Origin of the sequence: Orientia tsutsugamushi str. Boryong, assembly GCF_000063545.1 — a bacterium.
GTDB lineage: Bacteria > Pseudomonadota > Alphaproteobacteria > Rickettsiales > Rickettsiaceae > Orientia > Orientia tsutsugamushi_C.
In genome coordinates this window covers 1,208,733-1,225,059 of sequence record NC_009488.1, presented here as the reverse complement: position 1 = coordinate 1,225,059, position 16,327 = coordinate 1,208,733, and the positions used below count along the sequence as shown (strand labels likewise).

21 protein-coding genes and 3 pseudogenes are annotated in these 16,327 nt (G+C 30.8%); 17 read left to right on the top strand and 7 right to left on the bottom strand.

All coding sequences use genetic code 11. The features are described from left to right. Window positions 1-88 precede the first annotated feature (88 nt). The 10 genes and pseudogenes from OTBS_RS05875 (at window position 89) to OTBS_RS05835 (ending at window position 6,966) form a co-directional block, all read left to right on the top strand. On the top strand, window positions 89-424 hold the full coding sequence (locus OTBS_RS05875; RefSeq protein ID WP_011944246.1) for a hypothetical protein: 336 nt from the start codon (window positions 89-91) through the stop codon (window positions 422-424). Window positions 425-450: 26 nt separating this feature from the next. Further along, window positions 451-975 (top strand): type IV conjugative transfer system protein TraE, encoded by a 525-nt coding sequence (locus tag OTBS_RS05870; RefSeq protein ID WP_232489023.1) that lies wholly within the window; start codon window positions 451-453, stop codon window positions 973-975. Continuing rightward, entirely contained in the window at window positions 972-1,373 is a 402-nt protein-coding gene (locus OTBS_RS05865) for a hypothetical protein (RefSeq protein WP_011944247.1), read from the top strand. The genes OTBS_RS05870 and OTBS_RS05865 overlap by 4 nt, the downstream gene beginning before the upstream one ends. Before the next feature lie 111 nt (window positions 1,374-1,484). After that, complete coding sequence (locus OTBS_RS05860; RefSeq protein ID WP_011944248.1) at window positions 1,485-1,949, top strand: TrbI/VirB10 family protein; 465 nt, start codon at window positions 1,485-1,487, stop codon at window positions 1,947-1,949. Further along, the gene (locus OTBS_RS05855) at window positions 1,949-2,278 is read left to right on the top strand and encodes a hypothetical protein (RefSeq protein WP_011944836.1); all 330 of its coding nucleotides are present in this window, start codon (window positions 1,949-1,951) and stop codon (window positions 2,276-2,278) included. Before OTBS_RS05860 ends, OTBS_RS05855 begins: the two co-directional genes overlap by 1 nt. Beyond that, window positions 2,259-2,606: pseudogene (locus tag OTBS_RS05850) on the top strand (TraC family protein); the annotation flags it as partial. The gene OTBS_RS05855 and the pseudogene OTBS_RS05850, both read left to right, overlap by 20 nt. Window positions 2,607-2,965: 359 nt before the next feature. Then, on the top strand, window positions 2,966-3,367 hold the full coding sequence (locus OTBS_RS16560) for an ankyrin repeat domain-containing protein (protein ID WP_232488943.1): 402 nt from the start codon (window positions 2,966-2,968) through the stop codon (window positions 3,365-3,367). Window positions 3,368-3,390: 23 nt separating this feature from the next. Next, a complete protein-coding gene (locus OTBS_RS16555; RefSeq protein ID WP_232488942.1) occupies window positions 3,391-3,942 on the top strand; it encodes an ankyrin repeat domain-containing protein in 552 nt (183 codons plus the stop codon). A 32-nt stretch (window positions 3,943-3,974) separates the two neighbouring features. Beyond that, window positions 3,975-4,358 (top strand): PRANC domain-containing protein, encoded by a 384-nt coding sequence (locus OTBS_RS16550; protein WP_041621265.1) that lies wholly within the window; start codon window positions 3,975-3,977, stop codon window positions 4,356-4,358. 2,065 nt (window positions 4,359-6,423) lie between these two features. Next, window positions 6,424-6,966 carry a copper chaperone PCu(A)C gene (locus OTBS_RS05835; RefSeq protein ID WP_041621264.1) on the top strand — a complete coding sequence of 181 codons (543 nt, stop codon included), beginning with the start codon at window positions 6,424-6,426 and terminating at the stop codon, window positions 6,964-6,966. A gap of 306 nt (window positions 6,967-7,272) precedes the next feature. Here the strand turns inward: OTBS_RS05835 and OTBS_RS18395 are convergent, their stop codons facing one another. The 6 genes and pseudogenes from OTBS_RS18395 to OTBS_RS17605 all read right to left on the bottom strand — a co-directional run bounded on the left by OTBS_RS18395 (window position 7,273) and on the right by OTBS_RS17605 (window position 10,683). Beyond that, window positions 7,273-7,521 carry a transposase gene (locus OTBS_RS18395; RefSeq protein ID WP_041621263.1) on the bottom strand — a complete coding sequence of 83 codons (249 nt, stop codon included), beginning with the start codon at window positions 7,519-7,521 and terminating at the stop codon, window positions 7,273-7,275. A gap of 34 nt (window positions 7,522-7,555) precedes the next feature. Continuing rightward, window positions 7,556-7,651 (bottom strand): annotated as a pseudogene (locus tag OTBS_RS14260) (IS5/IS1182 family transposase); the annotation flags it as partial. 278 nt (window positions 7,652-7,929) lie between these two features. Then, window positions 7,930-8,829, bottom strand: a complete 900-nt coding sequence (gene rpoH / locus OTBS_RS05825) for an RNA polymerase sigma factor RpoH (RefSeq protein WP_011944832.1) — start codon at window positions 8,827-8,829, stop codon at window positions 7,930-7,932. A gap of 46 nt (window positions 8,830-8,875) precedes the next feature. Next, a complete protein-coding gene (gene greA, locus OTBS_RS05820) occupies window positions 8,876-9,355 on the bottom strand; it encodes a transcription elongation factor GreA (protein ID WP_011944831.1) in 480 nt (159 codons plus the stop codon). 624 nt (window positions 9,356-9,979) lie between these two features. Next, window positions 9,980-10,396 (bottom strand): annotated as a pseudogene (locus OTBS_RS17610) (transposase); the annotation flags it as partial. 113 nt (window positions 10,397-10,509) lie between these two features. Next, a complete protein-coding gene (locus tag OTBS_RS17605) occupies window positions 10,510-10,683 on the bottom strand; it encodes a transposase (protein WP_410517953.1) in 174 nt (57 codons plus the stop codon). 154 nt (window positions 10,684-10,837) lie between these two features. Between OTBS_RS17605 and OTBS_RS12400 the strand changes: the two genes are divergently transcribed. The 6 genes from OTBS_RS12400 to OTBS_RS12390 all read left to right on the top strand — a co-directional run bounded on the left by OTBS_RS12400 (window position 10,838) and on the right by OTBS_RS12390 (window position 13,337). Continuing rightward, window positions 10,838-11,380: a hypothetical protein gene (locus tag OTBS_RS12400; protein WP_232488913.1), complete on the top strand. Its 543-nt coding sequence runs from the start codon at window positions 10,838-10,840 to the stop codon at window positions 11,378-11,380. Window positions 11,381-11,453: 73 nt separating this feature from the next. Further along, complete coding sequence (locus OTBS_RS15140; RefSeq protein ID WP_173361678.1) at window positions 11,454-11,741, top strand: hypothetical protein; 288 nt, start codon at window positions 11,454-11,456, stop codon at window positions 11,739-11,741. Beyond that, complete coding sequence (locus tag OTBS_RS16540) at window positions 11,734-12,144, top strand: hypothetical protein (RefSeq protein WP_232488912.1); 411 nt, start codon at window positions 11,734-11,736, stop codon at window positions 12,142-12,144. The genes OTBS_RS15140 and OTBS_RS16540 overlap by 8 nt, the downstream gene beginning before the upstream one ends. Before the next feature lie 3 nt (window positions 12,145-12,147). After that, entirely contained in the window at window positions 12,148-12,549 is a 402-nt protein-coding gene (locus OTBS_RS12395; RefSeq protein ID WP_232488911.1) for a DnaA N-terminal domain-containing protein, read from the top strand. 4 nt (window positions 12,550-12,553) lie between these two features. Then, complete coding sequence (locus OTBS_RS14255) at window positions 12,554-12,691, top strand: hypothetical protein (protein ID WP_157866353.1); 138 nt, start codon at window positions 12,554-12,556, stop codon at window positions 12,689-12,691. Between the two features lie 88 nt (window positions 12,692-12,779). Continuing rightward, entirely contained in the window at window positions 12,780-13,337 is a 558-nt protein-coding gene (locus OTBS_RS12390) for an ankyrin repeat domain-containing protein (protein WP_011944830.1), read from the top strand. A 296-nt stretch (window positions 13,338-13,633) separates the two neighbouring features. Here the strand turns inward: OTBS_RS12390 and OTBS_RS05800 are convergent, their stop codons facing one another. Continuing rightward, a complete protein-coding gene (locus OTBS_RS05800; protein WP_080571863.1) occupies window positions 13,634-14,800 on the bottom strand; it encodes a reverse transcriptase domain-containing protein in 1,167 nt (388 codons plus the stop codon). A gap of 972 nt (window positions 14,801-15,772) precedes the next feature. Here OTBS_RS05800 and ssb point away from each other — a divergent pair. Beyond that, window positions 15,773-16,240, top strand: coding sequence for a single-stranded DNA-binding protein (gene ssb, locus OTBS_RS05795; protein WP_011944828.1), 468 nt, complete (start codon window positions 15,773-15,775; stop codon window positions 16,238-16,240). Window positions 16,241-16,327 lie beyond the last annotated feature (87 nt).

Sequence of the window (16,327 nt, the reverse complement as noted above, 5' to 3'; positions counted from 1 at the left end):
TGTCGCACATGCATATATGAACACTAATTATTGCAGGTAAAATCTGTGTTTGAAGATATTTAGCTAATTTAAACATTATAGTAGCAGAATGAGAAATCTCATGCTACAATTGAGGCTGAAGGTGATTATACAAAATCAAAAATTATGTTGGGCATTATCGAGGCCGTTGAAGTATATGGGTTTGAGCATTGACGAATGGGGAGTAGTGCTAGCTGGAGTAGCTCCAGGAATTGTACTACTAAACAGCAGGCATGCTAAATTAGGCCTAGCCTTTATGGTTGGAGGAATTGCTCTATGTTATTGCTTTAAGAAAATTAAGAAGGTATCTGAGAATTTTTTGCTAAAAAGTTTTTTAGTAGCTAAAGGTTTATTGCCAGCTCCATTAGGATATCCAAGGCTTTTGGGCAAAAAAGTTGGCAAGTAATGAATCATCTCTTTAAGTAAAATGCTATACAAGAGCTGGTTAAATATAATAAATGCTTACTTTCAGTAACTATATTGCTAGCTGCAGCTAATATAATTGCGATAATGGCTGCAATTACCAAAGAAGAAAAGTGGTTATTAATTCCAGCAATGGAGCCTGATCGTAAAATGATGGTTTCATCAAAAAATTACCATGAAACCTATTTAAAGGAATGGGCAATTTATGTAACGAAACTCTTATTTACTACTTCTCCAAATGAGGTAGAAAGACAAATAGCAGACATGAAAGTTGCATCTAGTAATACTGAATCTTTAAATAAATTTTTTCATGATCACTTGCAATTTGTTAAAGGCTCAAATGTGTCTTCAGTCTTTTTTCCGAAGAAGGTTGAAGTGATAAAGGATGGAGTATTAATTAGTGGAACGCTTCGTTATTGGTTTAGCGATAGTAAACATATAGCTGTCGATAAGACTTACCTTTTGACTTACAAGCGAAGTCCTAATTACCTTTTGTTGTTAACTGGCGTTAAAGAGAATGGAATAAAAAAATGAGTATTAGAATTTTGAGGTTTATGATAGGGTTTATTGCTTTAGTCAAGTTTAGTGATGTATATGCGGTAGAATATGAGTTAGAAGTTGATAATTTGCTGAAGCTTGAGATTTCTGATAGTGGGCCAACAAGAATTAATCTTAAAGATGAAAAAATCAATGATATTTTTATGTATCCTCAAAATGCAGCCGAAGTTGTAGTTCATGAGTCTGGATGTTTGTTTATTGCTCCACGAGAAGAAGAAAAGAAGCTTTATTTAACAGTAATAGGAGAACACAAAACAATTCAAGATTTAATGTTAACTTTTACTCCAAAAACTCCAAGCCATGTAACGCTTATTAATGCTGCTACAGAAGAAGCTGAAAAGGATAATTCAAAAGGAAAAATAAAATTAGCTTAAAATGCTAGTTTTTACTTTAAAGCTTGTTAAGCTCAGCATCAAGCATATTAAAACTGCTTCAAAGTAAAATTTCATTATGGAGATATTATTGAAAACAAGGCGGAAGGCTGGTTGATAGGTGAAGATGGACGTTCTGGAATTAAAGGAATCGTGGTAGATAAATCGTCTAACATAGCAAGCATGGCTGCATTAAATGGAGTATTTAGCAATATTGCTAAGTTTCTACAAGCTAAGGCTATTAAACCTGATATGCTACCAACTTTAAACCTAGTAGCTGGAGGTCATCAACAACAAGAGTTTCAGATTGGAGATGCGCTTCAGTCTGGAGCTTACTCTGGAGCTAGTAATGCTTTTGATAAGCTAGCTGATTTTGCTATAAAACAAGCTGATTCTATGAGCCCAGTCGTTCTTATTGCGTCAGGTAGAGTCATCGATGTTGTATTTAAAAAAGGTTTTGACTTACGTGAGCACAAGAAGAAGCCACATAATTTAACTTATTCACAATCAACTAACAATGAAAAAGTTAATTTGCATAATAAATTCGACCAATCACAAAAGTTAGAGGAGCATTTATAATGAAGTTTTTATTATTGCTATTGGGCTGTATGAGCCTAACAAGCTTCTTTTTCGAAAGTAATTTTGATTGTAAAATTCCTAAAGGGCAAAAATGTAAGTCTTTATATGAAATAAAGAAAATGGCTGCTCAAGGAGTTTTTGACCCTGATAATGTTGAGAAAGTTGAAACATCAAAAATTAAATCAAAAAGGCGTTGTGTTCTATACTGTAAGCGATCTAAAGCAGTTCAAGGTGTAGCTGTTGTTAACACTTCACCTAAAAAACCAAAAAAATATCTTATTAATTTATTTAAATCAAAACAGAGTCAAGGTGAACGCAAGCATACATAAGGATTTTGATCGAGAAAGATTTTCTAAACATTTTGTCTATGAATCATATGATGAGGAGACTCAGCTATTCTTTAATTGTGGTTCAATAGGTTTTGTATTGCTTGCATGGCCATTGGTTGGAGCTAGCGTTTCGGCTCAAAATGAAATTGCTGAATTTCTGAAAAGCGATGAAAATTTACCAGCTGAAAGTAGCCTGCAAGTATTGATGGTTGGTAGTAATAATATAGAGAATTTTTTAAGCAACTGGCAGTCATATCGTAAAGGAGAGATATTTATTGAGTTAGCTAATAAAAGAACAGAGTTTTTGCATGATCAAGCTCAAAACGTTTTGATACTTTTTCAAAATTAATTTTCTCGCTTTCTTTTATGCTAGCACTTTTTTCCAAAATCTATAGTATATGTCATACTAATTACTTTTTCATTACATCTTATTATTATAATTGTTTTATAGTAGTTTAGCTATATTCTCCTTATATCGAACTTTGGTAATAAAAAATAATTGTATAGTTTAATTAATTAGAATAATATTGAACTCAATTTAAAATTGAAAAGTGCTAATTAACTAAGATTAAGAGGTAATCAATATGAATACTGTTGCTTTGAGTTTAGCTATTAAGCATGGTGATGTAAATGCTGTAAAGCGTATTTTAGATGTAGATCCTACTATTGTTAATTCGCAAGATAGGTATGGCAGAACCCCTATGCATTTATCAGTTCAGTATATATAAACAAGAAAAAATTATTAATGTGCTATTAGGGCATAATGCTGATGCTACACTGCAAGATAATAATCAAAACACACCATTGCATTTAGCTGCTCAGTGTTACAATTTAAAAATAACTGAAATACTGTTAAGTTATAATAAAACTATTGTTGATGTACAAAACAACATGGGTCGTACTCCTTTACACCTAGCATTAACAAGACTAGTTAGTTCCCAATCTGTTTCTAGTTTGCTAAGTACAGAATCACTAAAAATTGCTCAAGCATTATTAACCCATGGTGCAAACGTTAATTTACAAGATAAGAATGGTAATACAGCTTTACATTACGCAGCAAACCATTTTCCACCACCTAGATGTGACTGAGATATTGTTAAATCATGGTGCCAATGGTTAATGCACAAAATAATGTAGGTGATACTTCTTTGCATCGTGCTGCAAGAAATGGACTCCTCTCTACTGTTGTTTGTTTATTGGAAAGTGGTGCAAACGTGCATTTAAAAGGTCAACATGGTAACAGTGTTTTACATTGTGCTGCGCAAGGCCGTGCTCCAAATGAAAGAATTGTAGAAGCTGTATTACATCATGGAGCTGATGTTAATGCACAAAACAATGACGGTAGCGCTCCGTTACATCATGCTGCTGAAAAAATATATAGTGCCTTACCAGCTATTCAAGCTTTATTAAAGTATGGTGCTGATATTAATGCATATGATAGCAGAGGTTGTACACCGCTGAGTAATGCTATTTTATGTAGTTCGATCATCAATATGCAAACAGGAATTCCTGAATTTTTAACTGCTCATATTACCAAGTTAGAATATTCTAGTGATAAAAAGACTAATTCAGCAGGCAGCCTAACAAATCAGCAACTTATACAACAATCATTAACTCTTAGTGAGTATAAGCTTGCGTGTGAAAAAGAACTAGAAAAAAACTAAATAACATCAAAGTTGGTGGTGGCAAAAAAAGTATGTTGAGTGCTTTTCTTGCTAATACAACAGATGATAATGAATTATCAAGATATATAAATGATCCTAAAGTTCAAAAAATTTATGAATGTTGTGAAGAAAATTTTCCTATATATTCCGATGACCTCAAAAAACATATAGATGCAGGAAGTACTAGAAACCAGCTGCTACATGGAGCACTTGAATCAATGGATGATATATGTAAAGAACATCCTAAAGAACATTCCACGGAAAGCAAGGAAAGTTGGAATGTTCTACCACCTGAAGTCAAACTCAATATACTAAAGCATCTGAGTAATGAAGATTTATCAAAAATTCAACAAAATAAGACAAGCGAAGCTAAGAAAAAAGATCCTCAGCCTTTCTCAGGTCACAGATACATATAATTTAATGGATTAAGCGCAAAATTAACAGCTTAAAAATACAAAATAAAATTTATTGTGATAACTTAAGAGTTAGAAGAGTTATATTATATAGCATAAATCAAAAAGCTGGTTTACACTTTAACCTTAGGCTATGAATTTTTTTTATGACAATTTATTATAATTGTTTTATAGTAGTTTAGCTATATAAGCAATAAAGCAGTTTAATGTCTGTAGAGCATAGAAATAAAGACGAATAATAAAAACATCTATAGAATTACAAAACACGAAAAGGAAAATATATATCAAAGCCAAATCTGAAAAATCAATTGAAAGGCTTCAGCTGGAAAAAGCGGAGTAGAAGAAAGTTATATGATAAGATGGAATTATCCAACTGACATATTTATCACCACATTCATAAATTTAAAATTGAAGTAATTAAATAATAACTTATTTTATAATTTGATTAAATTATGAATCTATAGTATGTTTTTTATTTAAAAGCAAATAATTTTATAATAATTTTGTAACAATAAAAATATTTTAGGGCAACATTATCAATTGTAGATTGCTCTAAGCTTATCAACTATAAATTTAAGTTGTTGGATTTAAAATCAGCACTCAATTAGCTAAGTGTCATATATAAATTTGCGTTATATTTGCGCAATTATCATTAAGGTGTTATCATCATATTGTAATACAGTTAAGTTTATATATCAACTCAAACGAGTATAAACTAAATAGCAGCTTTTATAAAGTGTATAAAGCTCATAATAACTCTTACTCTAACTTATTTCTTCAAGTTAGTTAAATCTTCTTAACAACTGAATGTATTGTCCTGATAGCTTCATACATAGGATCACTCCATTGCATGTACCAGTAGGCTTCTGTTGGTAGAACAACAGGTTTAATCTGCTCTCGCCGTTAAACAATCATATACATAACTTCACATCGCACTATGTTAACCATGCCATTTGACTAGTCTATGACAACATGATACTACCACCAGACCAAATCTTAATTTTAACAATTTATACTCTTCTTTTAATATATAGCTAAACTACTATAAAACAGTTATAATAGTTTGGCTATCACTATGCCCTAGATATCCTTTTCGAAAAGTATATAATATAACTACTATTTTATAGTTCCTTGGCTATACAGGATGATTAGTAGATAAATTGCTGCTAACAGTATCAATTTTTGACTGTTCGATAGAACAGGATTTAATTCAGAAATTACCTTAATAATTTTGTAGTTGTGATATGTAATGCAAGTTTTTATAAAAGTTCTCATTTAAAAACTATGATAGAAAAAATGAACATATATTTATAGTATTTACCTTCTTATTTTCCTAAATCTTATTGAAAAAATAGTTTCAAGCTAAATCAAGAAGAATGAAGTATTGCTGTGGCGTAGACACCATTTTTGGACAGTATACAACGTAACTGTTTTTACTGGTTTTGCTATATCTTAAATTTAATATGATCTGATAGTGAAGTATTCTTAAGTAACTTGATGTAATATTTGTTTTCAACTACTTACTCAAAAGCACATGAGATCAAAATTTGATAAGCAGTATCCGCCTCTCAAAAGCTCAAGCTATTTTACGCTTCAACTAAGCCTTTATACTATGATCTATAATAGATTTAATCTTAGTTAGATACTGTTCTTTAAATCTTTCTACATCATTAAATTTAAAGTTTATACTATTGGTAACTCTAGCCGTTTGAGAAGATGGAATTATATAATGATTACTAAATTCTATATTATAGATTTTTGAAAGCATTAACAGCAGATAATCCATAGGCAACACTAGGCTATCAGAAAAGCATAATGCGGGAAATTTTTACGCTATTTTTGACTAGATAGCTGATGAAAACTGAAATCACAAAACTACCTCATAATTACTCGATCATACCTTATAGAATGCGAGATATGGTAACATCTCTTCTATTATCAGACTTATTAGCTATGTTGCTTTTGGATATAATAAATATAAATAATTATACTTTGTATTCATTTTATCTTTTATACATAAAGAAATACAGTTATTATATATACTATTTTTTACAAATTGGAAAGATATATGAGAAAAAGTACAGTAATTTTATTAACTTTATCAAATATTTTTACTTGGCAAATTTATGCTACAGAGCTTCAATTAGAGCCAAAAGAGGTTAGTTCTAGCTGTTGCTTAGTACATCACAATAGCCAACATTTTGACCAAGACAATACATCACTATCTAATAATAACGAATTTAGCAATACTGCAGTTCAATTCCTAAATGCATGGGCAAGACCAGCAGAGAAAGGTAAAAATACTGCTGTTTACTTAACAATTAACAATCAGTCTCTTAGTAATCTTGAAATTATAGGTGTTTCTGCTCCTAATATAGCTAATGCAGCTATGTTCCATCAATCCATAAGAGATAATAATGGAGTTATTAGTATGAGCCATATTGAGCATTTATTAATTCCTCTGCAAACTACATTTAAGTTAAAACCTGGAGGTTTCCATATTATGCTAACTGGAGTTACAAAACAATTAACAGTTGGTGATTCATTCGATCTGACTTTTTGTATGAAAGATCAAAGTACTAAAACAATTAAAGTTCAGGTTAAGAAATAGAGTTTAATAATGTCAGATTATGATAAGAAAAAGATGAAAGGCATAGAATAAAAGGTATAGGAAGAGAAAATGTTGAGTTATAAAGAAAAATTTAAATAAAAAAAAGGAATAACTCAACATGACAAAATGTATTATAACAGTATACTATTTAAACATCAGATTAGGATAGAATAGATGAAAGAAAAGAAGAGGAGATAAATAGGGGTTAAGTTTGGAGATAGAATAAGTTGTATAAGAGAAGCAATTATATGAACCAAGAAATTAATAGGAGAACGATGTCTAGTATCTCTAAATACATATGTTTTTTTAGTACATTAAAGACAACTCAATTAAGGAACATCTTTTTAATAAAAGCTTATCTTCTATGTTCAATAAGTATGTTTGCGTATGTTTACGAAGATTTGTAAACATACGTAAATCGTTGGTTAGCAGTTGATGAAATAATGCTTTTGGTATGTAAGCTTTATCACAAAACAATTTATCAGACAAGCCTTTAGAAATAACTGAAGCTATAAATAGGTAGCTTTTATTGCCTTTAGTAATTTTAACTGACATTATTTCGCTTTTATTAGACCTCTTTCGAAACTGGTTAACGTAGTTCAAAATTATAAATGCCAGAGATCAAATTAAATCTCAGACCGAATCTTTTACGTCTATTTCAATATTTATCAGCAATAATTTTGAACTACGTTAACCAGTTTCGAAAGAGGTCTATTAATTACTGGTACAATAAATAGCAAAAGAAAAATACGCTTGAAGAGTTTTAAAAAATAGAAATAGTAAATAGTAATAAGTAGCAAACAATAAGATAATACAATGTTTAATTTATACTATTGATATTTAATTTACAGATTATCTAGTTCTTCAAGTAATAAAGTATAAATCTTGCATCAAAGCTTATATAGCAATAATGAAATTGAAATATTATACTACAGCAAAAAAATCAAGCCTTACTCTACATTACTAAACAAAATGTAATAACTTATGCTTAGTGTTCATTGCATACTGCTGTAGCTTCTCAAAAGCTTTGCTTTCTATCTGGCGAATCCTCTCCTTGGAGACATTAAAGTGCAAACTTAATTTTTCTAGCGTATCAGGTTCATCTTGTAGCTTTCGTGCACGAATAATATATAATTCTCTTTGTGTAAGAGTTTGTAAAGCGTTTTCCAAAACTTCTTTTTTTAAGTTTAAATCCTGCTGATTAGCTAAAATTATTTCTTGATTTGGTCTATGCTCTGGTACTAATTCAACTAATTCAGTAGCATCATCTTCGTGATAACTAATAGGAGTATTAAGCGATAGATCGGAGTTTGATAATCGTTGATTAACTTCTGATACTTCTGCTATTGATACTCCTGACTCATCAGCAATTTGCTTATAATCAGATGAATTAATAGCTCTTGCATGCATCTTAGTAATTTTATTTTTAATTTTACCTAAATTAAAAAACAGTTTTTTTTGAGCTGCTGTTGTTCCTAATTTTACTAGAGACCATGATCGTAAAATATAATCCTGTATTGCAGCTTTAATCCACCAAATTGCATATGTAGACAACCTAAAGCCAAGTTCAGGATTATATTTTTTTACTGCTTGTAGTAACCCTATATTCCCCTCTGAAACTAAATCAACTACTGGAAGACCATAGCCACGATAAGACAAAGCTATTTTAGCAACCAGCTTAAGATGGCTTTTGACTAATGAATGCGCTGCCTTTAAGTTGTTTTGCTCAAAATAAGACTTTGCAAGCATATATTCCTCCTCGGCAGTCAAAGAAGGAATTCTATTAATCTTTTGTAAGTAAATATAAAATCCATTATCTGTATCTGAAGCTGATATTGGTAAATTATCTATTTCATTATCCATAACAATTTCTTTATTTTATATGTAACTATGAATTAAATGCATTACTTTAAAAATCAACATATTGAACTTTTAGTAGCTCATAAAATCTTCCACCTTTAGGAGTAATAACTTCAATAATATCTCCTGCCTTTTTTCCAATCAATGCTTGTGCTATTGGAGATGCTATAGAAATAAGGTTTTGTGTAATATCTGCTTCATACTCTCCAACAATTTGATATACTACTTCCTTTTCAGTATCTAGGTCCAATAATACTACTCGCGCCCCAAACTTAACTGAGTTACTATTAATCTTAGTTATTTCAATAACTTCTGCATTTGCTAATTTATTTTCTAAGTCGTAAATTTTTTTATCATTTAATAACTGCCTTTCCTTTGCTGCCTTGTACTCAGCATTTTCAGATAAATCTCCAAACTCTCTAGCAGTAGATATGTCTGTTGTAATCTTAAGCCGCTCAACATACTTTAAATGCTTAAGTTCTTGCTCAAGCTTATGAAACCCTTTTATAGTAATCGGAAATCTTGCCATATCTTTTTATTTTAAGTAATTACTTAAGTTACTTTAGAAGTATATATCACTAATAAAATTATCAAAAGCAATTTTATCATTAAAATACTATATGGTAAATATAATTTTTAAATCGCGCAAAAATTACTTTAACTGGCTCTGTGCACTTACTTTATCGTAACTATAAAACAACAACTGTAAAAAATATACTAGATGAAAAAAGTATTTTTATCAAATCTAGTAAAAGTTTGTCTAAAACACCTTGATTATAACCTGAGTTTGATATAATTAGCAGATTAGAGCTGAGTAATGGAAATGAAAAGTATAATCATAGTGGTATATAAAGCACAATTTTTTGTTATAATTTTTAATACATTACATTAAGTACAATCTCAATTCAGTACTGTATATTTAATATTTGCTGCTCTAATATTGCTAGCAAGTATATCTTGTCATTTAACAAAGAAATATTGCCATTATCTTCGCCTCTAAGGATGGGCAAGTTAAGGCACAGTAGTTTAGTTATCACAGTTTCCATCACATGCTATATCAAACGTAACGTATGGGTTTCACGTATTACATTTTCCTGATAATTTCATATTATTGCCTATGGCCTATCTGAAGTTATTGCTTTCAAACGTCAATTTAGGATAAGGAGTCAGGAGAAGAAGAAGAGATAGGATGGGGATTAAGTTTAGAGATAGAATAACTAGCAAGAGAAGCAATTATATGAACAAAGAAATTAAGAGGAGAACGGTGTCTAGTATGCTCTAAATGCATATGTTTTTTTAGTACATTAAAGACAGACTCAATTAAAGAACGTTTATTTAATAACCGCTTATCTTGTATGTCCAATAAATATGTTTTCATATCTTTACGAAGATTAGTAAATAAACGTAGACAATTGGTCAGCAGTTGATGAAATAACTTTTTAGATATGTAAGCTTTATCACTAAACAATTTACCAGATAAGCCTTTAGAAAAAACTGAAGATACAGATAGGTCGCTTTTATTGCCTTTAATAATTTTAACTGACATTATTTCGCCTTTATTATTGATTAGATCTCTTTCGAAACTGGTTGACGTAGTTCAAAATTATTGCTGATAAATATCAAAATAGACGTAAAAGATTAGGTCTTAGATTTAATTTGATCTCTGGCATTTATAATTTTGAACTACGTCAACCAGTTTCGAAAGAGGTCTATTATAAGATGAAGCTTAAAGACTAAGAACCAGCCATAACTATTTTTACCAATTTTAGAAATTTTGTTAAAAACTCTATTGCTGGAGGTACGTTTATTATGACAAATTGCTAACTTTGTAGAATCGATGTAATATATACCTTTCAATATTTAAAACTACTTAAGTTATTATAAGCCTTTCAGAGTGTTAAATTTTGAGTATAGCTACTAAATTGCTATATTTACGCGGGATAAAAACGTGGTTTTTGATAGCAAAAATTGCCTAAATCACCTGCTATACCTGACATTTTTGGAGGTTGAAATGGTGCGAGATTTGCGTAATTTGGCAAGCAATAATTGCAAAATTGCTAATAATAACAGTAGCAATAATGCAACTGTTTTTTATCGTTTTATTGGAAATTTTGTTCCAGCAGAATGGAAAGATCTGATTGGAGATAATGCTAAAGCTTTAAGCAAGACATCTAAACAGCTTCTATCATTGATAGTATATAAACTACAGATCTATTACAATAATGATATAGATGAATTACAGGAAAGTTATTACTTTTTTGAAAAGGAGTTAAACCTTCGTTACCGCAGAGTTAGGCAATGCTTGGTTGAATTAAGAAATGCAGGTTTTATTAAAGTTGAAAATAGAACAATAATTAAAGGCAATCTCAAGGTACGTAATATTCTTTGTATAAAACTTCTAAAAAATTTTCAGCGTTCCACTGAAAAAGAAAAAAAGAAGAAAAAATTGTCCTTCTACAACAAAAAAATTTTCACATCAATTTGCAAGAATTTGCAGGTGAACCTGCAAAAAATTGCAGCTACATATATAGATATAATAATAATAAAAAAATAATAATAGATCTAGATCTACTGAAGATAAGTTAGTAGAGAATGATCAAAATAAAAATGAAGATCAACAGCAAAATTTGAAGTTTAAATATACTGAATCTGATGATTTTATAGAAATTGAGTTAGTAGGAAATGAAAAAGAAGATCAACAGCAACAACAGAATTTGAATTTCTATGAGCTTAGTGATTTTAGTAATGAAAAGCAAGCAAACAAGGATTATGAGCAAAATAGTGAGTTAGCAACTCCAGCTATTACTAAGGATTTAGAGGTTGAAAAGAATGAATGCTTGCTCAAAAGAAAAAGACTAGCAGATTATTTATCCACTAACACCAGAAGATGCAGTTATACTGCAACGTATGTCTAGTAGAAGCTTCAACATATACTTTATAAATCAATTACTGTTGAAGTTATCAAATAAATATTTACTACGTCATTTTGAAAATAAGACAGCAGTGCTAAACTATATGGCAAAAGCGTTAGCAAATGAATTACTAACTACTGATCAGGCTAATAGTGGAAATTTTCGATTTAATGACGTAGGAAGATTTAAAGAACAGTATATAGCAAACATTGAAGCTGGTACAGACCGTAGTATGAAGGCTCAGTTGAAGCGTAAAATAGCTGGAGTTTTTGAAGCAGATACTGCTTATCAAATTTTAACATCTTGTGATTTTGGAGCAGCAGTTAAAAACAAATATTACATCAAGTTGATTAAGAATATTTCACTGTCAGATCATATTAAATTCAAGATACTACAAGAGGTATGAGCTGTGCATGGCAACGATATTGAGCAGTTACAAGTTATACCATTTGATGAATCAAAACAAGTTACCAATAGCACAACGGAGTATCAAAAAACCACAGTTTTACAGCAACAAATAAGTGATGAAGATTACCTTTCAGAACTTAGTAAAGAGCTAGGTTCTAACTCTATATTGTTCAAAGTACGAAAATACATACTTCAACATTACGAATATAAGAAAGTTATTGATAAAACATGGTTTAGTAAATTAGAAGTTGTAAATGAAGATAATGTTAATAAAAAGATATTCATTAAGGCTTTAACAAGCTTTGCAGATAGCTATATCAAATCAAATTATAAGCACATTCTAGAGCATGCTTTTGCAGCTCAAGGGTTTTTGTTGAAATTAGTTGAGTTTATAGCAAGTTAGATTAATGATTAATAGCAGTGATATACAAAATTCTACTCAGAAAAATTATGGTGCTTTATTTATTTTTTTGTTATATTGTAAGCTATATGATAATCATTTAACAGATTGCGAAGGTTCAAAAAGGTTGAAAATTCATGAATAATTATTTATCGTTCTATACTTTGCTGCTAAGCAAAGCTGTACTGAAGATTATATTACAATAGTGATAGTATAATTTCAGGAGTAAAATGATGTCTGAATCTAAGGCTAAATATAGATATGCTTTACATCGTGCTATTAAAGATGGTGATACTGAAAAAGTGAAGCATCTTATTAATAATGATAGTACACTTATCAATTCAAAATATAAAGACGGTATTACCGCTTTATCTGTTGCTTTAAAATATAAGAATATACCTATTGCTAAGATTTTGCTGAACAATGGAGCTGACATCAATGCAAAAAATAATAGTGGACACACTGCTTTACATACAGCTTTGCATATGTCTATTATTCCGGATGGTGGTAATTATAATGGTAAAAATATTGCAGATTCTGTCGGGATTTTAACACAGCATGAGACTAATAACCACAGTGTAAATGACGATATAAATGCAATTATCAAGTTTTTAGTAAAGAATGGCGCTAATACAAATGTAAAAGACAATGTTGATCAAACTCCATTACATTGTACAGCAAATTCTTTTATTAACAACCTAGATATTGTACAGCTTCTACTTGATCACGATGCTGATCCCAATATGCAGAATGTGCATGGCCTAACTCCTTTACATCTTGTTGTTGTGTGAGTAGACCTAACCAATTGCTTAATTAGGCCCCTCCTCAGAACCGGAGTTGCAGAATTACCGCATCCGGCTCTCAAAAATAAGATAAGCATTATGCCTTATTTGTTGTCTAGAACATTGAGACAATCTTTCCAATTTTAGGAAAATTTACTCTTTTAAGTATCTCGGTTAGTCTTTTCCAATTCATCTTACGTTTTCCTCCCATTCTATTAAACCAGTTATATATTGCCCGTTTACTTTGGTTGATAAATGAACTTACTCGTCTTTTATTATCAGATATACCATGATAGTTGATCCATTCACCTAATAACTCTAATGACTTGTGATAATGCCTGCGTTTTGTCTTGCGTATTTAGCTGACCACGCAAATATTTTCTCAGTCCTTTCAGTTTCTCAGTAAAACGATCTCTCCTTGAGGTATATTTTAGTCTCCATGTTGTGCCAAATCTTGATTTGCCCCAATAGCAAGTAAATCCAAGAAAATTATAACTTGCGATCTTCTTGTCTTGTTTGGCTAAATTTGCAGCATGGTCTCTACCAGATTTAATCATTTGTGATTTAGCTTCATTGATATTTAGCCCATACTTATTTAACCTTTTAGGCAAAACATCATAAAACCTTTTCGCATCTGTTTCCTTTTCAAAGACAAATACCATATCGTCGCAGTACCTCACCATTCCTGTTTGTCCCATTAAGTTTTCTTTGCTGATTTTTGCAAACCAGCTATCTATAACATAATGCAGAAAGACATTTGCCAGGATTGGTGAAACTATTGATCCTTGACGACAACCTTCTTTGTTAGTAACTATAGTACCATTTTCTATGATTGGTGTTTCAATCAGTTTCATAACTAGTCTTAGAAATTTCTTGTCAGATATTCTCTTTCTTAGAAATTCCATCAACTCACAATGCTTGATTGTATTGAAACACTTTGTTATATCAATCTCTACTATAGCCCCTTTATTGAAGTTATACGTAAGTCTATTTAACTTCCTTAAAGCATCGTGTGCATTTAATTTAGGTCGAAATCCATAGGAATACTTTAAGAATATTGGCTCAAACACAGAGTTTAATATCTTGCTTACTGTAGACTCGATTATCTTATCTTCAAAACATGATATTATCAAAGGTCTTTTGCCTCCATCTTCTTTTGGAATTTCTGTTATTCGTGCAGGTTTAGCTTGATATTGCCATTTGCGAATTCTAGTAAGAAGCGAGAGCAGATTTGCTTTCAACTTCTTACCATAATCAGCTTTGGTTATACCATCTATTCCTATCGCTTTCTTGCTATCGAGTTCCTTATATTGTTCTTCTAACATCTTTAAATCAATGATATGTCCAAGATTATTAAACTTTATGTCTTGATTTAGATTATTAAACTTTATGTCTTGATTTTTCGATGATAGCAACTTTATACGCTCAAGTTTCGTTAACCATGTATTTCTGTCTATGCTGTGTACAGCCATTGTTTCCCTCTTGCATTCTTACTTTTCTGCTAACCCTTTGCTCCACCCACATTACTAGGTTTCATCACTACTATGGCTAACTCAGCCATCCTTACACCATCTCCAAAGCCTTATGTTTCATCACTTGTACTTTGAATACTTACTTAATTACGTAAGAGTTATAAGGACTTCTCAAGTTGTGTCATTAATCTTTACAAACTCGCTGACGCCTGCGACCCCGGTGGTTGAAAATTTTTGGATTTTTACTAGTTTGACCTCCAATCTTCTTTTGCCTACTATGTGCTAGAACATATCGGCTTCCACTACATCTCACTTTCAGGGCTATCACGTTCACCATTTGGTTTCGGCTCGAATGTTTCACTGTCTACGCTTTACTACTGTCGTTACCTTCAGCAGCACAAGACTCGCTATATGGTGGATCTAGCTTCTCCTTCCATAACTGGACTTTCACCAGTAAGATTAATTCACCTTTTCTTGACGCACAGACCGAATCTTTTACGTCTATTTCGATATTTGTCAGCAATAATTTTGAACTACTTTAACCAGTTTCGAAAGAGGTCTATTGTTAATAACTCAGCTAAGGACAACTTCCCATCTCTGTTCCTTTGATTACTCTACTTGGTATTAACCTCTTTCTCTCCAACTCGTGATATATCTTGCAAAAATTGTCTATTAAATAGTATACTGTTATAATACATTTTTTCATGTTGGGTTATTCCTTGTTTATTTAAATTTTTTTTATAACTCAACATTCTCTCTTTGTATACCTTTTATTCTCTAAATTTCATATTTCCACTTATCCTAATCTGGCGTTATAAGCTTGTTTTTCGTAAGTCATGATTCATATAAATCAGTGTATATCATACTTACTAAAACATGTTTCAAAATAAACATAACAAAAAATATTAGCATAATATAAAATTTTAACTTATATTAAACGTTGTTTTCATAAATTTATTGGAGAAAAGTGTAATGGCTGGCAGCTTAAATAGAGTAACATTAATAGGAAATCTTGGTCATGATCCAGAAATTAGAAAAACAAATGACGGTAAAGAGATAGCAGCATTTAGCTTAGCAACAACAGAAACATGGCGTGATAAGCATAGCAATGAAAAGAAGGAGAAAACAGAGTGGCATCGTATAGTAGTATTTAATGATGGCATAGTCAATATTATCAAAAATTATGTTAAAAAAGGTAGTAAAGTGCTTATTGAAGGTAGTTTACAAACTAGAAAATGGCAAGATTCATCTGGACAAGAAAAATATACCACTGAAATAATATTACAAAATTATAATGCGAGTTTAATTTTGCTTGATTCAAAATCTTCTAGTGATGCATCATCTCTTCATACTAAAACACCAAGTGATACGCTGTCTGTTCAAAACAAAACACAGTCAAATTTAAGTCAATCACTAGATGATGATGATCTACCATTTTAGCTTATAGAATATTTCAAATGAACTTTTGAGTATACTAGTTATTAGTAATAAACGTAATAAGCATTAATAAAAATAATTATGAATTAT